General features: G+C 60.3%; 16 protein-coding genes and 2 pseudogenes. 16 read left to right on the top strand and 2 right to left on the bottom strand.

Annotated elements, in window-relative coordinates; all coding sequences use genetic code 11:
• The 12 genes and pseudogenes from HX812_RS32125 to HX812_RS20495 all read left to right on the top strand — a co-directional run.
• Positions 1–124 (top strand): annotated as a pseudogene (locus HX812_RS32125) (LysR family transcriptional regulator); the annotation flags it as partial.
• A 240-nt stretch (positions 125–364) separates the two neighbouring features.
• On the top strand, positions 365–1,177 hold the full coding sequence (locus HX812_RS20445) for an energy transducer TonB (RefSeq protein ID WP_038850321.1): 813 nt from the start codon (positions 365–367) through the stop codon (positions 1,175–1,177).
• A gap of 51 nt (positions 1,178–1,228) precedes the next feature.
• Positions 1,229–1,951, top strand: coding sequence for a MotA/TolQ/ExbB proton channel family protein (locus HX812_RS20450; protein ID WP_105698363.1), 723 nt, complete (start codon positions 1,229–1,231; stop codon positions 1,949–1,951).
• 1 nt (position 1,952) lies between these two features.
• Positions 1,953–2,354 (top strand): biopolymer transporter ExbD, encoded by a 402-nt coding sequence (locus HX812_RS20455; RefSeq protein WP_010565408.1) that lies wholly within the window; start codon positions 1,953–1,955, stop codon positions 2,352–2,354.
• A gap of 173 nt (positions 2,355–2,527) precedes the next feature.
• On the top strand, positions 2,528–3,109 hold the full coding sequence (locus HX812_RS20460) for an alpha/beta hydrolase (RefSeq protein ID WP_038850323.1): 582 nt from the start codon (positions 2,528–2,530) through the stop codon (positions 3,107–3,109).
• Between the two features lie 50 nt (positions 3,110–3,159).
• Positions 3,160–4,086, top strand: a complete 927-nt coding sequence (locus HX812_RS20465; protein WP_038850324.1) for a sigma 54-interacting transcriptional regulator — start codon at positions 3,160–3,162, stop codon at positions 4,084–4,086.
• Positions 4,087–4,213: 127 nt separating this feature from the next.
• Positions 4,214–4,996: a MetQ/NlpA family ABC transporter substrate-binding protein gene (locus tag HX812_RS20470; protein WP_033898862.1), complete on the top strand. Its 783-nt coding sequence runs from the start codon at positions 4,214–4,216 to the stop codon at positions 4,994–4,996.
• Positions 4,997–5,297: 301 nt separating this feature from the next.
• Positions 5,298–6,668, top strand: coding sequence for a TcdA/TcdB catalytic glycosyltransferase domain-containing protein (locus tag HX812_RS20475; protein WP_080642451.1), 1,371 nt, complete (start codon positions 5,298–5,300; stop codon positions 6,666–6,668).
• 338 nt (positions 6,669–7,006) lie between these two features.
• Entirely contained in the window at positions 7,007–7,672 is a 666-nt protein-coding gene (locus tag HX812_RS20480; protein ID WP_003187615.1) for an amino acid ABC transporter permease, read from the top strand.
• Positions 7,653–8,312, top strand: coding sequence for an amino acid ABC transporter permease (locus tag HX812_RS20485; RefSeq protein ID WP_038850326.1), 660 nt, complete (start codon positions 7,653–7,655; stop codon positions 8,310–8,312). Before HX812_RS20480 ends, HX812_RS20485 begins: the two co-directional genes overlap by 20 nt.
• Positions 8,309–9,085: an amino acid ABC transporter ATP-binding protein gene (locus HX812_RS20490; RefSeq protein ID WP_038850327.1), complete on the top strand. Its 777-nt coding sequence runs from the start codon at positions 8,309–8,311 to the stop codon at positions 9,083–9,085. The genes HX812_RS20485 and HX812_RS20490 overlap by 4 nt, the downstream gene beginning before the upstream one ends.
• Positions 9,082–9,930, top strand: a complete 849-nt coding sequence (locus HX812_RS20495) for a transporter substrate-binding domain-containing protein (protein ID WP_038850328.1) — start codon at positions 9,082–9,084, stop codon at positions 9,928–9,930. Before HX812_RS20490 ends, HX812_RS20495 begins: the two co-directional genes overlap by 4 nt.
• A 41-nt stretch (positions 9,931–9,971) precedes the next feature.
• On the opposite strand, the pseudogene HX812_RS20500 reads toward HX812_RS20495, so the two are convergent.
• A pseudogene (locus HX812_RS20500) lies at positions 9,972–11,131 on the bottom strand (AAA family ATPase).
• Between the two features lie 121 nt (positions 11,132–11,252).
• Between HX812_RS20500 and HX812_RS20505 the strand changes: the two are divergent.
• The 4 genes from HX812_RS20505 to HX812_RS20520 are packed head-to-tail and all read left to right on the top strand — an operon-like array spanning position 11,253 to position 18,638.
• A complete protein-coding gene (locus tag HX812_RS20505) occupies positions 11,253–12,335 on the top strand; it encodes an efflux RND transporter periplasmic adaptor subunit (RefSeq protein WP_038850329.1) in 1,083 nt (360 codons plus the stop codon).
• A complete protein-coding gene (locus HX812_RS20510) occupies positions 12,332–13,402 on the top strand; it encodes an efflux RND transporter periplasmic adaptor subunit (protein ID WP_038850330.1) in 1,071 nt (356 codons plus the stop codon). Before HX812_RS20505 ends, HX812_RS20510 begins: the two co-directional genes overlap by 4 nt.
• Positions 13,399–16,452 carry an efflux RND transporter permease subunit gene (locus HX812_RS20515; RefSeq protein ID WP_038850331.1) on the top strand — a complete coding sequence of 1,018 codons (3,054 nt, stop codon included), beginning with the start codon at positions 13,399–13,401 and terminating at the stop codon, positions 16,450–16,452. The genes HX812_RS20510 and HX812_RS20515 overlap by 4 nt, the downstream gene beginning before the upstream one ends.
• Before the next feature lie 2 nt (positions 16,453–16,454).
• On the top strand, positions 16,455–18,638 hold the full coding sequence (locus HX812_RS20520; RefSeq protein ID WP_038850332.1) for a glycoside hydrolase: 2,184 nt from the start codon (positions 16,455–16,457) through the stop codon (positions 18,636–18,638).
• 102 nt (positions 18,639–18,740) lie between these two features.
• On the opposite strand, the gene HX812_RS20525 is transcribed toward HX812_RS20520, so the two are convergent.
• Complete coding sequence (locus HX812_RS20525) at positions 18,741–19,367, bottom strand: bifunctional 2-polyprenyl-6-hydroxyphenol methylase/3-demethylubiquinol 3-O-methyltransferase UbiG (protein ID WP_038843588.1); 627 nt, start codon at positions 19,365–19,367, stop codon at positions 18,741–18,743.
• Positions 19,368–19,397 lie beyond the last annotated feature (30 nt).

The raw sequence follows: 19,397 nt of genomic DNA on the forward strand, positions 1-19,397 counted from the left end.
GGACAGCGGCGTGCCCAGGGTGCAAGGCGTGCGTCTGGCGTTGTATGGCCGCAGTGGCTTGGGTGCGGCTGGGCAAAGCCTACAACGTCAACTACTTGATTTGTGTGCAAACAGCCCTGCCTGATCAATGCCTTTACTGAATATTTCTTATGCCTGAAAGGCATTCAAAAACAACGCCTTTGCGCCAGCCCCCGTAGGCCGGGGCTTTGCCGTTTCCAAGTATTTCATTTATTCAATTTAGATCTATGTATAACTTTAAAGATTACTTTAAGAGATAAGCGTCTGGCCCCGATGATTCAACCCTCGACGGCCTTCCACGCAGGCCTGTCGGTTTTTTTGTTTCAAAACCGTAGGGAGTGAATCAATGGGCAATGTCCAGACCGCCGCCAGTGCGCACGAGGCGCAATGGCGCCAGGCACCGGGTGGTGAGTTGGTCGACCTTGGCCGGCCGCACCGCGCGCCGTTGGGGCAGTTGCGCACGCAGAAAACGCCGAAGCGTTTCTCCAGCCGTCGCGAAGGGATCCTGCTGGGTTTGCTGGTACTGGCCCTGCACGGTGCGGTGATCTACTGGGTAAGCCAGAAGCCGACGCCGGTGCTGCCGATCGTGCCGCCGGAAATTCCGCCGATGACGATCGAGTTTTCCCAACCCGCACCTCCCGTGGTGGAACCGCCACCGCCCGTGCCGCCGCCACCACCACCGCCTGTGGTCGAGCCACCGCCGCCGGTCGTGGATGAATTGGCCGCCAAGCCGGCGCCACCAAAACCGATTCCAAAACCCAAGCCCAAGCCGGTTCCAAAGCCTGAGCCCAAGCCCGCGCCGAAACCTGTCGAGCAGCCGCCCGCGCCACCGACACCGGCACCACCTGCGCCGCCAGCACCACCGGCGCCGGCCCCGGTTACACCCGCTTCGGCCAACGCCGCGTACCTGAAGAACCCGGCGCCGGAGTACCCGTCACTGGCTCAGCGGCGCGGTTGGGAAGGCACGGTGTTGCTCAGGGTGCAGGTACTGGCCAGTGGCAAGCCGGGTGAGATCCAGATCCAGAAAAGCAGCGGTCGCCAGCAACTCGACGACGCCGCGCTGGCAGCGGTGAAGCGCTGGAGCTTTGTACCGGCCAAGCAGGGCGATGTGGCCCAGAACGGCTGGGTCAGCGTACCGATCGATTTCAAGATTCACTAACTATTCGGCTGCGGTGTGTTGCACACGCCGCGACCTGCACAGAGGGAAAACATCATGGCATTAGCATCTCCACTTGAATCCATCGAAAGCGCGGTGATCTGGCTGCTGGTGGTTTTTTCGGTCGCCACCTGGGGCCTGGCCCTGCTCAAGGGCGTGCAGTTCGGTCGCCTCAAGGCGCAGGATCGCAAGTTCCACAAACAGTTCTGGGCGGCGTCGAGTCTCGACTCGGCCGCCGAGCTGGCGGAAACCCAGCCGGGCGCCGCTGCTCGGGTGGCCCAGGCTGGTTACGCCGCGATCCAGGTGGGCGAAACCCCGCACGCGGCCGACCTGAGCCAGGCGATCAACCACCAGGACCGCCTCGAGCGGGCCCTGCGCCAACAGATCGTGCGTGAACGCCGCTCCCTGGAAACCGGCCTGGCCGTGGTCGCCAGTATCGGCAGCACCTCGCCGTTCATCGGCCTGTTCGGCACCGTGTGGGGCATCATGGAAGCGCTCAAGGGCATCAGCGCTGCGGGCTCCGCCAGTCTCGAAACCGTGGCCGGCCCGATCGGTGCGGCACTGGTCGCGACCGGTGTGGGTATCGCCGTCGCGGTGCCGGCGGTGCTGGTCTACAACTATTTCCTGCGTCGTCTGAAGCTGACCGCTGCCGACCTGGACGACTTTGCCCACGACTTCTACAGCCTGGCCCAGAAGAACTCCTTCCGCGTGTTGCTGCACCCGGCCCTGAACAAAACCGCTGCCGGCAACCCGCAGAAAGTGAAGGAGGCGTCCTGAGATGGCCTTTTCCACGCAAGACAGCGATGAGGTGCTGAGCGAGATCAACGTGACGCCGTTGGTGGACGTGATGCTGGTGCTGCTGGTGGTGTTTATCGTCACCGCGCCGCTCTTGACCAACGCGATCCCGATCAACCTGCCCAAGACCGAGGCGGTCGCGCCGGTGGAGCAGAAAGACCCGCTTGTGGTGAGTATCGATGGCGCCGGCAAACTGTTTATCAACAAGGACGAAATCCAGCCGGACCTGCTGGAGTTCAACCTGCAGGCGGCCAAGGCCAAGGACCCCGATGTGCGGGTGCAACTGCAGGCTGACGATGGCGTGAACTACGGCGAAGTGGCGCGAGCCATGGCGTCTATCGAGCGCGCGGGGATTACCAAGCTGTCGGTGATTACCGCACGTTAATTGCAAAAGCCTCGACAATTTTTTGGCCGTCTCCTTGGCAGGGTGCGGCCTTTTTTTTGCGTAAAATCCTTTTGTGATTTTGGTTATTAATAAATAGCTTCTTATTCCTTAACGAATATAACCCCCGTCCCTATACTGTTCAGCAACGTTAAACGCTGCAGGAGGGCACACCCATGCACAGCGAGTCGATTCGTTATCTGATCGTGCCGGGCTGGCAAGGATCGCCAGAAGATCATTGGCAAAGTCACTGGCAGAACAGCCTGCCCAACAGCGCCCGCGTGGAGCAAGATGACTGGCTGACGCCACGTCGCGAAGACTGGGTCGCCGCGCTGGCCGAGGCCATCGCCGCCGACAGCACGCCGGTGATCCTGATCGCCCACAGCCTGGGCTGCATCACCGTGGCGCATTGGGCGGCCACCGCGCCGGTGCAGTTCCTGCGCCAGGTACGCGGCGCCTTGCTGGTGGCACCGGCCGATGTCGAGCGTCCTGCCTGTGCTCCCGCCTTGCGTAATTTCGCGCCGATCCCCACCGACCTGCTGCCGTTTCCGAGCCAGGTGGTCAGCTCCGACAACGACAGTGCCGTCAGCGCGCCTCGGGCCCTTGAGCTGGCCCGTCACTGGGGCGCCGAAGCCGGGATTCTGTCCGGTGCCGGGCATATCAATGTGAAGTCCGGTCACCAACGCTGGGAGCAGGGGTTTGCTTACCTGTACCGCCTGCAAAGCCGCCTTGAGCATCACGCCCGGCGCACTGCCTGAACACTTTTCAACGCCCCGTCCCTTAAGCGGATTGGGGGCGGGAGCCTGCCATGAGTCTGCATGAAACCTACGGCCAGCCGTTGCTGACCTTCCCCGATGCCGAAAAAAGCCCGTTGAGCATTCGCGCCAAGGCGCTGGTGTTTGTCGACCCCCGTTCGCGCCAATTGCGCGAAGACCTCGAAAGCCTCGCACCACGCGCCTTGCCCGTGTTGATTCGCGGCGAAACCGGCAGCGGCAAGGAGCTGCTGGCGCGCCACATTCACCGTGGCAGCGACCGTACCGGTTTGTTTGTCTCGGTCAATTGCGGTGCCATCAGCCCGACCTACGCCGATGCCGAATTGTTCGGCTACGCCGCTGGCAGCCATAGTGGTGCCGCCAGCAGCCGGGCCGGTTGGTTCGGTTCGGCGAATGGCGGCACGTTGTACCTGGATGAGATCGGCGATTTGCCGCTGCCAATCCAGGTAAAACTGCTGGCCGCCCTGGAAAACCACGAAGTCACCCGCGTCGGCGCCCATCAGCCCAGCCCGGTGGATGTGCGCCTGGTCGCCGCCACCAGCATCGACTTGGCCCAGGCTGTGGCAGCCGGCAAGTTCCACGAGCGCTTGTTCCATTACTTGAGCGAAGGGCGGCTGGACTTGCCCGCACTGCGTGAGCGCGTGGGTGACATTCTGTCCCTGGCCGAGTACTTCCTGGGTATCTACAGCCAGCGTCTGGACCTGCCGGTGCCGCTGATCAGCGATGCCGCCCAGCGGGTGCTGGAACTCCACAGCTGGCCGGGCAATACCCGTGAGCTGGAAAACGTCATTCACTTTGCGTTGCTGGTGAGCAGCGGCGATGAGATTTTGCCCGAGCATTTGAACCTGCCGGTCGCAGGGTCACCGTTGGAGCAGGTGCGGCGGATTTTCAACAGCGCCAGCCCCGCCGAGCAGGAAACCCTGCTTAAATTCCTACATGAGCAAAATGGAATATCAACGTGAATAAAAGATATTGTTCGGGAATAAAAAATCTAGGTATTGTCCCTTCCACGCCGCGATAGCACTTCGCTGGCACACCACATAAAATACGGTCGTCAGAGACGCCCCGCAATTCCGATAAGGACACTGCATGAAAAAGGTTCTGTTGTTTACCGCACTGGCGGCTGCCCTGACTGCAAGCTTCGCTCAAGCCAACGAAAAACTGGTGGTTGCCGCGACCCCGATCCCCCACGCCGAGATCCTCGAGCTGATCAAGCCGACCCTGGCCAAAGAAGGCGTGGACCTGCAGATCAAAGTCTTCACCGACTACGTTCAACCCAACACGCAGGTGGCCGAAAAGCGCCTGGACGCCAACTACTTCCAGACCCTGCCGTATCTGGAAAACTTCAACAAGGGCAAGGGCACCAACCTGGTGACCGTGGTCGGTGTGCACGTTGAACCCATCGGCGGCTACTCGAAAAAGATCAAGAACATCTCTGAACTCAAGGATGGCGCCACTGTGGCCATCCCGAACGAAGGCTCCAACAGCGGCCGTGCCCTGTTGCTGCTGCAAAAGAACGGCCTGATCACGCTGAAAGACCCGACCAATGCCCTGTCCACGCCGAAAGACATTGCCAGCAACCCGAAAAACCTGAAGTTCAAGGAGCTGGAATCGGCGCTGCTGCCACGCGTGCTGGACCAGGTTGACCTTGACGTCATCAACACCAACTACGCGCTGGAAGCGGGCCTGAACCCAGCCAAAGACGCGCTGATCATCGAAGACGCCAAGTCGCCGTACGTGAACTTCCTGGTGGCTCGCCCGGACAACAAGGACAGCGACGCGATCCAGAAACTGTCCAAGGCCCTGACCAGCCCGGAAGTCAAAGCCTTCATCGAGAAGAAGTACAACGGCGCGGTCGTGCCTGCGTTCTGATGTAACTCAAAACCCCCTTCAAGGTTTGAACGCCGACGGCTTGCATCGCGTCGGCGTTTTTTTATTCCGGTTTTTTGATAAATAGAGAACTAAGATTGAAGGCGTTAAATGAGTTATTGGTCGAAGGCCACCGTTTAGTTCATTGGCGGGTCTGATTGATTGTGTCTGAGCGTGTTTTTAAATTGCCTTACATTTTAGGTTTTGCTTAGTTGGTTTAGTAGGGCCAAGCTTGCGCGTGTTGTAAGAGTCATCGCATGGAGGCGCCCGTGAGTTTTACCAACTTTTGGAAGCCAGTGTCATTATGATGAAATCCATTTCTCCTTACGATGTACGAACCCCTATGGCTGGCCATGTGAATGACGCTACTCATTCGCCATCTGCTGCAGGATTTGAAGCAAAATACCCCGAAGATCAGTTCAAGCCAGTCCCCAATAATATCCACATGGTCTGGGTGGGCTCCAAACCGGGTTCGAACCAAGATACTTATTTACGCCAGTGGGCCACCATGAACCCGAACCATAAAATTATGTTATGGGTTGACTCTACTCAGTTTGATGCTTACGCAACTAATAAATCGGCTCAGGCAAAAGCCGAAAGTGTTTACCCAAACTACCAGTCAGAAAGACCCGTTCGAGGGTTGTTCAGTCAGCTTAAGACAGCAATTAATAACCCGCTGCAATGGCCTCGCAATCAAATCGAGCAGAAGCAAGTTATTGGAGAACTTAATAAAGAACTTTTGTCTTCAGGTAACAAAGCATTGAAGGAAGCATTGCTGCCAGAGGGTGGAAAAGTTACGCCCCAGAACGCCTCTCAAGTGCTCAGTGCTTTTGAGCGTCACGCTTCACGTACCGATGACAAGTTTCATCAAGCAGAAGCCACCATTCTTGACCAGACGACAAAGTCCTGGGACCGCTACGCCAGTAACCCTCCCCGTGACACGACGACCCTGGCGGCTTTACAGGAGCGTTTCAGCGATCTGAAGAACGTGCAGATACGTGACTTGAGCAATCCTGCCGACATACGCCTGCAAAACAAGGACGTGTATCAGCATGAAATCATGGGCCGCAACGGCGGTTACGCCGCAGCTTCCGACGTCGCCCGATATGAAATCGTCAATCACTATGGCGGCACCTACACGGATATTGACCTGGAAAGCGTGCGCCCGCTTGACGGCGCCTTAAATGCCCACCCAGACCTGATGCTGGTCGGCATGGCTGCAGGCAAGAGTGAGGCAAGTGGCAACGCCACCCCCTATTTTGCCAACGCGCTGTTCTCCAGCCACTCCCAGAGCGCGATGCTGAAGAGCCTGATTGATGACATCGGGGACAAATACCGTTCGATGAACGGCAATGAATACGCCGGCGATCGTTACTTCAGCCGTCCGAATAAAAGTACCATCGAAACCACCGGGCCCAATGCACTACGTGGGCATGTTGACAGGGTGATACAAGAAGCCAAAGGACGACCGGACCTGATCCGTAACGACGCCGCCTCCTCTGCTGAACGTATCTGGGACATGGCAAAGCCACAGAATAAAGAGTACTGGGGCCTGGTGGATTCCCACTTCAAGTTCCCGGACAACTACGTCAACTTTGAGACCGAAGAACAGCAAAACAGCGCCACCAAAGCCATGGCGGGAGGTGCTGATCGGCAGCCTTCCACCCAAGGTTGAGCCTATGAGAAAAAGCCTCACCACGGTGAGGCTGTTGTTTTTTACAGCGCCTGACTATTGATCGCCCTGCGCAACGCCATCAACCACTTCACCAGTTCTTGCGGATCCATCGGTTTCACTTCCTGCATGGTTCAATCCCTCGAATCTCAGACCCCCCAACCATAGCTGCCACCCGCCAAACCCGCGAACCCGGCGGTTATCTTTTTGGGTGATATCAATATGCTATTTGGGTATTTAAATTTTCTTTTTTATACCTTTAAAGTTCGCGCTACCCGGCGTTACCCACACCGGATCGGATTGCGCTCGCTGCATTACCCTTGCGGCGTCATGGACTGGAAATGACCTTCGATTTCGCTTTTATCCTCAGCACCCTGCCGGCTTTCCTCAAAGCCGTGGGCGTGACGTTGCAAGTGGGCCTGATCGCCATTGCCACCTCGTTGCTGGTGGCGCTGATCAACGCGGCGCTGCTGGTGTTCCGCACGCCGTACCTGTCGCGCCTGGTGGCGCTCTATGTGGAGCTGGCGCGTAATACGCCACTGCTGATCCAGCTGTTCTTCGTGTACTTCGCGCTGCCGGCCCTGGGCTTCAATATTTCCGGGTTTTGGGCGGCGATCATCACCATGACGTTCCTCGGCGGCGCCTACCTCACCGAAGTGCTGCGTGCCGGTGTGGAAGCGGTGCCGCTGGCGCAGATCGAGTCGGGCAAGTCCATTGGCCTGTCCGACTGGCAGCTGTTGCGCCATGTGATCCTGCCCCAGGCCGGTATCCTTAGCCTGCCGGCGTTGTTTGCCAATTTCATCTTCCTGCTCAAGGAGACCACCGTGGTCTCTGCCGTGGCGGTGCCGGAGATTCTCTACACCACCAAGAGCTACATCGCCCTCTACTACAAAACCTACGAAATGCTCGCCGTGCTGACGCTGATCTGCGTGTTGCTGTTCTTGCCGCTGTCGCTGTTGCTCAGCCGCCTGGAAAGGAGGCTCCAGCATGGCCAGTTCGGGTCTTGAGTTGTTGTGGGTGTCGTTGCCGCAATTGGGCAAGGGCGCTGCGCAAACCTTGTCGATTTCATTCTTGAGCATCGCCTTCAGCACTGTCGGCGGCGTGTTGTACGGCGTGCTGCGCACCTTGAACAACCGGCTGCTCAACGCAGTGCTGCGGGTATATCTGGAGCTGTTCCGCGCGATCCCGGTGCTGGTGTGGCTGTACCTGCTGTTTTTCGGCCTGCCGATTTTCTTCGGCCTGAGCATTCCAAGCTTCTGGTGCGCTGTGCTGGTGCTGTCGCTGTGGGGCGCCAGTGAAGTCGGCGAAGTGGTGCGTGGCGCCTTGCATTCGCTGCCACGCGGGCAACGTGAAGCGGGGTTGTCGATTGGCCTCTCGGACCCGCAACTCTACGGCTATGTGTTGCTGCCCCAGGCCCTGAAACGCATGACGCCGCCGACCATCAACGTCTACACGCGCATCATCAAGACCAGTTCCCTGGCGGTGCTGATCGGCGTGGTCGACGTGATCAAGGTTGGCCAGCAAATCATCGAACGCACCTATGAGTCGGTATTGATCTACGGCGTGCTGTTCCTGTTTTTCTTCTTTATCTGCTACCCGTTGTCGGCCGCCTCCAAGGTGCTGGAACGGCGCTGGGCCCAAGCATGAGCGCATTGATCGAGTTCCAGGGTTTCAACAAGTTTTTCGGCGAGGCGCAGGTGCTCAAGGGCATCGACTTGAGCGTGCAAAGCGGCGAAGTGGTGGTGATCCTCGGCCCCAGCGGTTGCGGCAAAAGCACCTTGCTGCGTTGCCTCAACGGCCTGGAAGTGGCCCACAGCGGCAGCCTGCGGTTTGCCGGCAACGAGCTGCTGGGCAAGCAAACCGATTGGCGCCAAGTGCGCCAGGACATCGGTATGGTGTTCCAGAGCTACCACCTGTTCCCGCACATGAGCGTGCTCGACAACATCCTGCTCGGCCCGTTGAAAGTGCAAAAGCGCGACCCGCGCGAAGCCCGCGAACAGGCCGAGAAGCTGCTGGAACGCGTGGGCCTGGCCGACAAGCGCGACGCCTTCCCGCGCCAGCTCTCCGGCGGCCAGCAGCAACGCATCGCTATCGTCCGTTCACTGTGCATGAACCCCCAGGTCATGCTCTTTGATGAGGTCACCGCCGCCCTCGACCCGGAAATGGTCAAGGAAGTGCTGGAAGTGATCCAGGGCCTGGCCCGCGATGGCATGACCCTGCTGATTGTTACCCACGAAATGGCCTTCGCCCGCGCCGTCGCCGACCGCGTGGTGTTTATGGAAGCCGGTCGCATCCTCGAACACAACACCCCCGAGGCATTCTTTACGAACCCGCAAACCGCACGCGCGCAGCAGTTCCTGGAGAAGTTCTCCTTTGTTTCAACACTGCCCAAAAAACCTAAGGAACTTGCGCTGATATGAAAAAGTTACTGCTGCCACTGTTTGCCGTCGCTTTACTGGTCGGCTGCGATAAAAAGGCCGAAGAGCCTGTAAAACCTGCCGCTGTCAGTTACATCGACAAGATCAAGGCTCGCGACAAGCTGATCGTCGGCGTATTCACCGACAAACCGCCGTTTGGTTTCGTCAACGAAGCTGGCCGTTACGTCGGCTTCGATACCGACATCGGCCGCCAATTCGCCAAGGACCTGTTGGGCGATGAAAACAAGGTCGAGTTCGTTGCTGTCGAGCCCGCCAGCCGCATTCCGTTCCTGCAAAGCGACAAGGTCGACCTGATCCTCGCCAACATGACCGTGACCCCGGAACGCAAGGAAGCGGTGGAATTCACCAACCCCAACCTGAAAGTCGCGGTGCAGGCCCTGGTGCCGAACGACAGCGCGGTAAAAAGCCTGGATGACCTGGCTACCCGCACCACCATCGTCACCACCGGCACCACCGCCGATATCTGGCTGACCAAGAACCACCCGGACTGGAAACTGCTCAAGTTCGAGAAAAACTCCGAGTCGCTGCAGGCGTTGTCCGCCGGCCGTGGTGATGCCTATGCCCAGGACAACCTGGTGCTGTTCAGCTGGGCCAAGCAGAACCCGGGCTACCGTGTGCTGGAAGAAAAACTGGGTGATGAAGCGCCGATCGCACCGGCCGTGAAGAAGGGCAATATCGAACTGCGTGACTGGGTGAATGCCGAGTTGGCCAAGTTGGGCGAGGAGAAATTCCTGCTCAAACTGTACGACCAATATGTGCGTAAAGAGCTGAGCGATGACACCAAGCCTGAGAGTGTGATTGTTGAAGGCGGGAAGTGGCAGGGCTGATCTCTATTTGCTCGTTCCCGCGCTCTGCGTGGGAACGAGCATTACTCCGGCCAATGCCACGCCGGCGCATCCAAAATCCCCTGACCCACAATCCGGGTCTCCCCCAGCACTTTCTCCAACACAATCGAATTGCACCCACATCCTGCTGCAACGCCGCAATCAAGCGGCTGGCATGGGACACCACCCACACCTGGCATCGCCGGGACGCCTGGATGATCAAGCGCGCCAACGCCGGCAGCAGGTCCGGATGCAGGCTGGTTTCCGGCTCGTTCAGTACCATCATGGTCGGTGGCCGAGGTGTGAGGAGCGCTGCGATCAGCAGCAGGTAACGTAAGGTGCCGTCCGACAGCTCCGCCGCCGATAACGGCCGCAACAAGCCTTCCTGATAAAACTCAATCGCAAAGCGCCCACCCTGCAATGGTTGGATATTCAGGCGCGCGCCGGGGAATGCGTCGCTGACTGCGCGCTGCAAGGCCTCGTGGTCGCCGATTTCACGGATGGTCTGCAACGCCGCCGCCAGGTCGCGCCCATCGTGATGCAACACCGGCGTGCGTGTGCCCAGTTGTGGCTGACGCACCGGCGCGTCCATATCACTGCGAAAGTGATCATAAAAGCGCCAGCCACGGATGCTTTCGCGCAGCAGCAACACCTCCGGTGAGCCGCGCAGGTTGCCGACCTGATCGAACAGGCTGTGGTAGTTCGGGGTGTACTGGGCCAGTACATCCCAGGCGCGACCCTCACGCGCCCGCACCATCGGTCCGGAACGCTGCACCAGCAGGCTGGCCGGGCGGTAGAGGTGGCCGGCCCAGATGCATTCCTTCTTGACCTCGGGGTCGAGGGAGAAAAACGACTCGCTCGGTTCAGGCAGCCCCAAGGAAATGGCGTAGCTGAAATCCTCCCCGGCAAACCCCAGGCGCAGGCGTTTCACGCCTTGGCGCACGGTGGACTCAATCGGCACCTCGCCGTTGTGCATGCGCCGGCTGATAGTCTCGGGCCCCGCCCAGAAGGTCGAATCCAACCCACCCTCACGGGCCAGCGCATTGATCACCCCACCCTGGGCGGTCTCCGCCAGCAGGCGCAGGGCGCGGTACAAGTTGGACTTGCCGCTGCCGTTGGGCCCTGTCACCAGGTTCAGTCGGTCCAGGGGCATTACTAATTTGTTGATCGAGCGGTAATTGGCTACCGCGAGGGTCTTGAGCATGGGCATTCAGTCGGCTTGGGAACCATTGGAGTATGGGAGCCTCCATGCAGATAAGGAACCCTGAACTAAGCTCACAGTCGCATACACACTGGCACGTCGGCATCACGCACAAGGAGCCTGCATGGGCGGTCGCATTTGCACCTTTATTTTCGGACTTGGCCTACTGGCTCTGTTAAGCGGCTGTGGCGAGGAAAAGGCTGAGCCCAAGCAGCATTCTCGGGTATTTGTGCAGACTGTGCAGCCGGCGGACTTTGCCGCAGCGGTCACGTTGACGGGCGATATCCAGGCCCGTGTGCAAACCGACCTGTCCTTCCGCGTGGGCGGCAAGATCATCCAGCGCATGGTGGACGTCGGTGATCGTGTCAGTGCCAAGCAAGTGCTGGCCAAGCTCGATCCCAAAGACTTGCAGACCAACGTCGATTCCGCCCAGGCCCAGGTCGTGGCCGAGCAGGCGCGGGTTAAACAGACCGCTGCCGCCTTCGTGCGCCAGGAAAAGCTCCTGCCCAAGGGCTACACCAGCCGCAGCGAATACGATTCCGCCCAGGCCGCGTTGCGCAGCAGCCAAAGCGCCTTGGCCGCCGCTCAGGCCCAGTTGGCCAACGCCCGCGAACAGCTCGGCTACACCTCGCTGATCGCCGAAGCCCCCGGCGTGATCACTGCGCGACAGGCCGAAGTCGGCCAGGTGGTGCAGGCCACCGTGCCGATTTTCAGCCTGGCCCGCGATGGTGAGCGCGATGCGGTGTTCAACGTCTATGAGTCGCTGTTGGTGGAGCCGCCGCCGGAGGCGCCGATCACCGTCAGCCTCTTGGATAACCCGAATATCAAGGCCGTGGGCAAGGTGCGTGAAGTTACGCCCGCCGTGGCCGCCAATACCGGCACCGTGCAGGTGAAAATCGCCCTGCAAGCGTTGCCCAAAGGCATGGAATTGGGCTCGGTGGTCAGCGCCACCGCCAATGGCCCGGCCAAGGCCAGCATCGAATTGCCTTGGGCCGCGTTGACCAAGGACCTCAGCGAACCCGCCGTGTGGCTGATTGACGGCGACGGCAAGGCGCAACTGCACAAAGTCACTGTGGCACGTTACCTCACCGGCAAAGTCATCATTGGCGATGGTCTCAAGGGCGGCGAAAAAGTCGTGGTGGCCGGCGGACAATTGCTGCACCCCGGCATGCTTGTCGAGATTGCCCAGCCAGGAGCCCAGCCATGAAGCGCCTGACGGTGTTGCTCGCCGCCAGCCTGTTGCTGGTGGCCTGTTCGAAGGAAGAGCCGCCACCCGAACCGGTGCGCCCCGTGCTGTCCATGGAAGTGAAAGCCGAGGACCAGGAAAACCTCGGCCGATTCGCCGGCACCATCCAGGCCCGTTATGAAAGCAACCTGGGTTTCCGTGTGCCCGGCCGCATTGCTCGTCGCGCTGTGGATGTGGGCGCCGAGGTGGAGAAGGGCGCCTTGCTCGCCGTCCTCGACCCCACTGACCAACAGAACCAATTGCGCGCCGCCCAGGGCGATCTGGCTCGCGTGCAGGCGCAATTCATCAACGCCCAGGCCAATGCTCGCCGTCAGCAGGAATTGTTCAACCGTGGCGTCGGCGCTCAGGCCCAGCTGGATATCGCCCAGACCGACCTTAAAACCACCCAGGCCTCTCTTGACCAGGCACAAGCTTCCGTCAACCAAGCCAAGGACCAACTCAACTACGCCGAACTGCGTACCGACCACGCTGGCATTGTCACCGCGTGGAATGCCGAAGCCGGCCAGGTGGTCAGTGCCGGTCAGCAGGTGGTGACCCTGGCCCGCCCGGATATCAAGGAAGCGGTGATCGACCTGCCCGCCGGCCTGGCCGAGCGCCTGCCCCATGACGTGGTGTTCCTGGTCGCCGGCCAGTTGGACCCCAGCGTCAACACCACCGCCATCGTGCGCGAGATCGAACCCCAGGCCCAGAGCGCCACACGCACCCGTCGTGCGCGGCTGACCCTGGCGGAAACCCCCCCTGCGTTCCGCCTCGGCACAGCGATCAGCGTAACCTTGAGCACCGCCATTGCGCCACGCATCGAAGTGCCCCTGAGTGCCTTGCAGGAGATCGACGGCAAGACCCGCATCTGGCTGCTCGACACCCAAAGCCAGGCCGTGCAACCGCGCGACATCAGCCTGATCAGCCGTGACGCCAACAGCGCCTTGCTCAATGGCGGCGTCAAACCCGGCGAGCGTATCGTCACTGCTGGCGTGAACAGCCTGAAGCCTGGGCAAAAAGTCAAAATCGACGAGGACAGCCCGCGATGAAAGGGAGCTTCAACTTATCCGACTGGGCCCTCAAGCATCAGTCCTTCGTCTGGTACCTGATGTTCGTCGCGCTGCTGATGGGCGTGTTCTCCTACATGAACCTGGGCCGCGAGGAAGACCCTTCGTTCACCATCAAGACCATGGTGATCCAGACCCGCTGGCCAGGCGCGACCCAGGAAGAAACCCTCAAGCAGGTCACCGACCGCATCGAGAAAAAACTCGAAGAACTCGACTCCCTCGACTACGTGAAAAGCTACACGCGGCCGGGCGAGTCCACGGTGTTCGTGTTCCTCAAGGACACCACCAGCGCCAAGGCCATCCCGGAGATCTGGTACCAGGTCCGCAAGAAGATCGACGACATCCGCGGCACCTTCCCCCAGGGTTTGCAGGGGCCGTCGTTCAACGATGAGTTCGGTGACGTGTTCGGCTCGGTGTATGCCTTTACCGGCGACGGCCTGTCGATGCGCCAGCTGCGTGACTACGTGGAGCAGGTGCGCGCCGAGATCCGTTCGGTGCCGGGGCTGGGCAAGGTCGAGATGATCGGCCAGCAGGACGAAGTGATTTACCTGAATTTCTCCACGCGCAAACTGGCCGCCCTGGGGATTGACCAGCGCCAGGTGGTGCAGAGCCTGCAATCGCAGAATGCGGTGACTCCGGCCGGGGTGATCGAGGCCGGGCCGGAGCGGATTTCGGTGCGGACTTCTGGGCAGTTCGCTTCGGAGAAAGACCTGGCCAATGTGAATCTGCGCCTCAATGACCGCTTTTATCGCCTGGCGGACATTGCCGATATCAGTCGTGGCTATGTGGACCCGGCGCGACCGATGTTCCGCTTCAACGGCAAGCCGGCCATCGGCTTGGCGATTGCCATGCAGAAGGGAGGCAATATCCAGTCGTTCGGCAAGGCCCTGCACGGGCGCATGGACGAACTGACCGCCGACCTGCCGGTGGGCGTCGGCGTGCACAAGGTGTCCGACCAGGCGGAAGTGGTGGAAGAGGCTGTCGGCGGCTTTACCAGTGCGTTGTTCGAAGCGGTGATTATCGTGTTGGTGGTGAGCTTCATCAGCTTGGGCATGCGCGCCGGCTTGGTGGTGGCATGCTCGATTCCGTTGGTGCTGGCGTTGGTGTTCGTGTTCATGGAATACAGCGGCATCACCATGCAGCGGGTGTCCCTGGGCGCGCTGATTATCGCCCTTGGCCTGCTGGTGGACGACGCGATGATCACCGTTGAAATGATGATCACGCGCCTGGAAAAAGGCGAAACCAAGGAGCAGGCGGCGACCTACGCTTACACCTCCACGGCGTTCCCGATGCTGACCGGCACCCTGGTCACAGTCGCCGGGTTTGTCCCTATTGGCCTCAACGCCAGTTCGGCGGGCGAGTACACCTTCACCCTGTTCGCGGTGATTGCCGTGGCGATGCTGGTGTCGTGGGTGGTGGCGGTGCTGTTTGCGCCGGTAATCGGCGTGCATATCCTTAGCGCCAAGGTGAAACCCCACGATGCCGAGCCGGGGCGAATTGGCCGGGCGTTCAATGGCGGCATGCTCTGGGCAATGCGTAACCGTTGGTGGGCGATTGGCATCACCGTGGCGCTGTTTGTGGCGTCGGTGTTCTCCATGCAGTTTGTGCAGAACCAGTTTTTCCCGTCATCGGACCGCCCGGAAATCCTGGTTGACCTGAACCTGCCGCAAAACGCCTCGATCAACGAGACCCGCAAGGCCGTCGACCGCCTGGAAGCGATCATCAAGGACGACCCGGACATCGCGCGTTGGAGCACCTATATCGGCCAGGGCGCGATCCGTTTCTACCTGCCGCTGGACCAGCAACTGGAAAACCCCTACTACGCGCAGTTGGTCATCGTGAGCAAGGGCCTGGAAGAGCGCGGCGAGTTGATCGCACGCCTGCAAAAGCGCCTGCGCGATGACTTCGTCGGCATTGGCAGCTTTGTGCAGCCGCTGGAAATGGGCCCGCCGGTAGGTAGGCCGATTCAGTATCGCGTGTCGGGAAAAGACACCGATCAAGTACGCAAACACGCCATCGAACTGGCGACCTTGCTCGACAAGAACACTCACCTGGGCGAGATCATCTACGACTGGAACGAGCCGGGCAAAGTGCTGCGCATCGACATCGCCCAGGACAAGGCGCGCCAGCTGGGACTGTCGTCGGAAGACGTGGCGCAGTTGATGAACAGCGTGGTCAGCGGTGCCTCGGTGACCCAGGTGCATGACGATATCTATCTGATCAACGTGGTCGGCCGTGCCGAAGATGCCGAGCGCGGCACGCCGGAAACCTTGCAGAACCTGCAGATCGTCACACCCAACGGTACCTCGATTCCGCTGCTGGCGTTCGCCACGGTGCGCTACGAGCTGGAGCAGCCGCTGGTGTGGCGCCGCGACCGTAAACCGACGATCACCATCAAGGCGTCGGTGCGTGATGAGATGCAGCCGACGGACCTGGTGAAACAGCTCAAGCCGGAGATCGATAAGTTCAGCGCCGGCTTGCCGGTGGGCTACAAGGTCGCCACCGGCGGCACCGTGGAGGAAAGCGGCAAGGCCCAGGGCCCGATTGCCAGCGTGGTGCCGTTGATGCTGTTCCTCATGGCGACCTTCCTGATGATCCAACTGCACAGTGTGCAGAAGATGTTCCTGGTGGCGAGTGTCGCGCCGCTCGGTTTGATTGGCGTGGTGCTGGCGCTGATCCCCACGGGCACGCCGATGGGCTTTGTGGCGATCCTGGGGATCCTGGCGCTGATCGGCATTATCATCCGCAACTCGGTGATTCTGGTGACGCAGATTCATGAGTACGAAGTGGCGGGCTATACGCCGTGGGATGCGGTGGTGGAAGCCACCGAGCATCGGCGCCGGCCGATCCTGCTGACGGCAGCGGCGGCGAGCCTGGGCATGATCCCCATCGCGCGTGAGGTATTCTGGGGGCCAATGGCCTACGCGATGATCGGCGGGATCATCATTGCGACTTTGCTTACACTTTTGTTTTTGCCCGCGTTGTATGTGGCTTGGTACAAGATCCGCGAGCCCAAACACGAACAGAGCTGAACATGCCCCACCTCCTGCGCCACAGTTGGTTGATCTGCACGTTGTTGCTGTCACCCATGGTTTTTGCCGGCGCCGTTCTGGAAAACGCGTTGTGGCGGGTCGAACTCGACCCGGCCACCCTTGCGATCCGCGTGACCCCCAGTGGGCAACCGACGATACAAGCTTCCAACGGCGTAGCGGCGCGTGCAGTCAGCCAGCTTGCCCACAGCGATCAACAGGCCGATTGGCAATGGGATGATGGCGCCTTCCGTGTGAGCGCTACCCTTGAGCAGCGCGACCTGGCGTTGTCCATCCGTGCGCGTGCGCCGGGTGAAATTCCCATTCTTCAACAACCGGCCAGTGCGTTGGGCGAAGGCGTGATGTGGCCTTTGGCTGAAGGGCATTACGTACCCGCCGATAACGCCATCTGGAAGGCGTTCCTGCTGGAGCAAGGCGACTTCAACACCACCCAGGATCTCAGCCTGCCGCTGTGGGGTGTCGACCACGGCGCGTTTACGCTCAACTGGTTGCTCACCAATCCCTATAACAATCGCCTGCGTTGGCAACCGGACCAGGCCCTGTCCTTGGCCCATGAATTCACCTCGCTCGACCCTGATGCTCCGATGACGTTGCGGTTGCACCTGGGCGATGGCGATCCCTTGGCCGGCGCCAAGCGTTATCGCCAGTGGTTGGTCGAGCAGGGGCGGTACGAGCCTTTGGCGGACAAACTGCGACAGACGCCCGAGGCGCAGAAGTTGCTGGGCGCCAGTCATGTCTACCTGTGGGGCAATGACCTGTTGGCGCTGGAGGATGTGCGGGATTGGCCGCTGTTGCTCCAGCGCTTGCGTAGGCATGAACTCAAAGGCTTGCTGGACAAGGAGTCTGCCAAGGTACTGGCGCAGACCACGGCGTTGAATCGTTATGAGCAGACGGTGCTGCTGCGAGGGCTGAACGCGGCGATCAGCAAGAAGGCCCGGCAGAGTTGGCAGGTAGCAGAGCCTGATATGACACGGCTCGCTGCGCGCTACGGTGAATTGCGTGGCGAGTTGGCCGTGGACTTTGCCGGCGCCCTCAGTGAAAACCCGGCAGCCTGGGGCAACCCGGTGATTCAATCGCTGAGCAACGCCGGCCTGCCCCGTGTGTTGCTGACCCTGGGCGAAGGCTGGGAAGGCGGGCTCTGGCACCCCGAGGCGATTCGCGCCGGTGTCGATGCGGGCTTCCTGATGGCGCCCTACGACTCCTATGAAACCGCGTTATCCGCCACGGAAAACCCCGATTGGACCACCGCCCACCTTGGCAGTAATGCCTATCGCAACTGCGCGATTGTGTTGAAGGGCGGCAAGCTCAAGACCGGTTTTCAACAGTCCGGGCACTACACCGACCCGCGCTGTGTGCGGCCGTTGCTGGAAGCGCGGGTGCAGGCCGTGCAAGCCCAGGCAGGCTTCAACGCCTGGTTCCTGGATGCCTACGCCACCAGCATGGTGTTCGACAGCTACCGCGACAGCGCACCGATGACCCAGGCGCAAAACGCGGAGGGCAATATCGACGCCTCCCGCTGGATCAATGCCGCGCGCAAGTTGCCCACCGGTTCCGAGGACGGCAACGCCATCACGGCCCAGGGCATTCTGTTTGCCCATGGCATGCAGACGCCGGTGATCGGCTGGGGTGATCCCGCGATGACCAAGGACAAGCAATCGCCCTATTACGTCGGCAACTGGTTCCCGCCGGAGCAGCCGGCGGTGTTCTTCAAGTCGGTGCCATTGAAGGAGCCGTTTCGCACGGTGTATGTCGAACCGACGATGCGCCTGCCGCTGTATCAGGCGGTGTTCCATGGCTCGGTGATCACGACCCATCACTGGTTGTTCGACAGCTTGAAGCTGAGCAATGTGCGGGTGGAAAACGAGCTGACCCAACTGCTCTACAACGTGCCGCCGCTGTATCACTTGAGTGCTGCGACCTTGAAGCAGCGACTGCCATTGATCCAACATCAGGACGCCTTTTTCCGCCCGTTGCATCAGCGTTTGGCCATGCAGGAGATGACCGGGTTTCGGTGGCTGACCGCGGATCGGCGGGTGCAGGAGACCACGTTTGCCGATGGGACTCGGTTGGTGGCGAATTTTTCCAATGAAGAAAAAGCAGGGTATGCCGCTCGGAGTGTGACGGCGCTACTGAAGGGTGAAGAAGCCCAGGTATATCAGGTCAAATAACCTGTGGCGAGGGAGCTTGCTCCCGTTGGGCTGCGTAGCAGCCCCAAAGCTTGGGGCCGCTTCGCGCCCCAGCGGGAGCAAGCTCCCTCGCCACAAAAGCCGTCAGGGTTTACGCCACACGCTGGCCAGCCAAGGCTGCTGCTCACGCGGCAGCCCGGCGGGGCGGTAGTAGTGTTCCAATTCCACAAAACCTGCGTGGGTGAGCAACGTTTGCCACGCCGCCAAGTCGTGATAAGACCCATACCGTGGGCCATTCCAGCCTTCCTGGTTCTCACCCCGAGGATTGGAGCTGAACAACACGCCCCCAGGCTTCAACGTCCCCTGCAACTGCTTGAGCACGCGCGGCAGTTCCTGCTTGGGAATATGAAACAGCACGGCATTGGCAAAAATCCCATCGAAGCGCTCGGCAGGCAGGTCCAGCTTAAGGAAATCCTGCTGCAATACCTCGCAACCACTGTCTTCCCGCGCCATCTGCGCAAACCGCTCCGATCCATCCAGCCCCACGGCGATGTGTCCCATGCGCGTAAAGGTCTGCAAGTCCCGTCCTGGCCCACAGCCAAAATCCAGCACGGTAAAGGGCGGCGGGCCTTGTATATGCCTCAACAAAGCATCGATATTCTGGCTCACATCGTGATCGCGGGTGCCTTGACGGAAGCCCTCGGCCACCTTGTTGTAGTGGCCAAGGGTGGTGGAGGTGATCTGGTCGAGTTCGTCGGGAGCAAGTTTCATGGCAGGGCGCACTGAGGCTGAGATCGTTGG

This window comes from Pseudomonas sp. IPO3749 (genome assembly GCF_013386605.1).
Taxonomy (GTDB): domain Bacteria; phylum Pseudomonadota; class Gammaproteobacteria; order Pseudomonadales; family Pseudomonadaceae; genus Aquipseudomonas; species Aquipseudomonas azotoformans_A.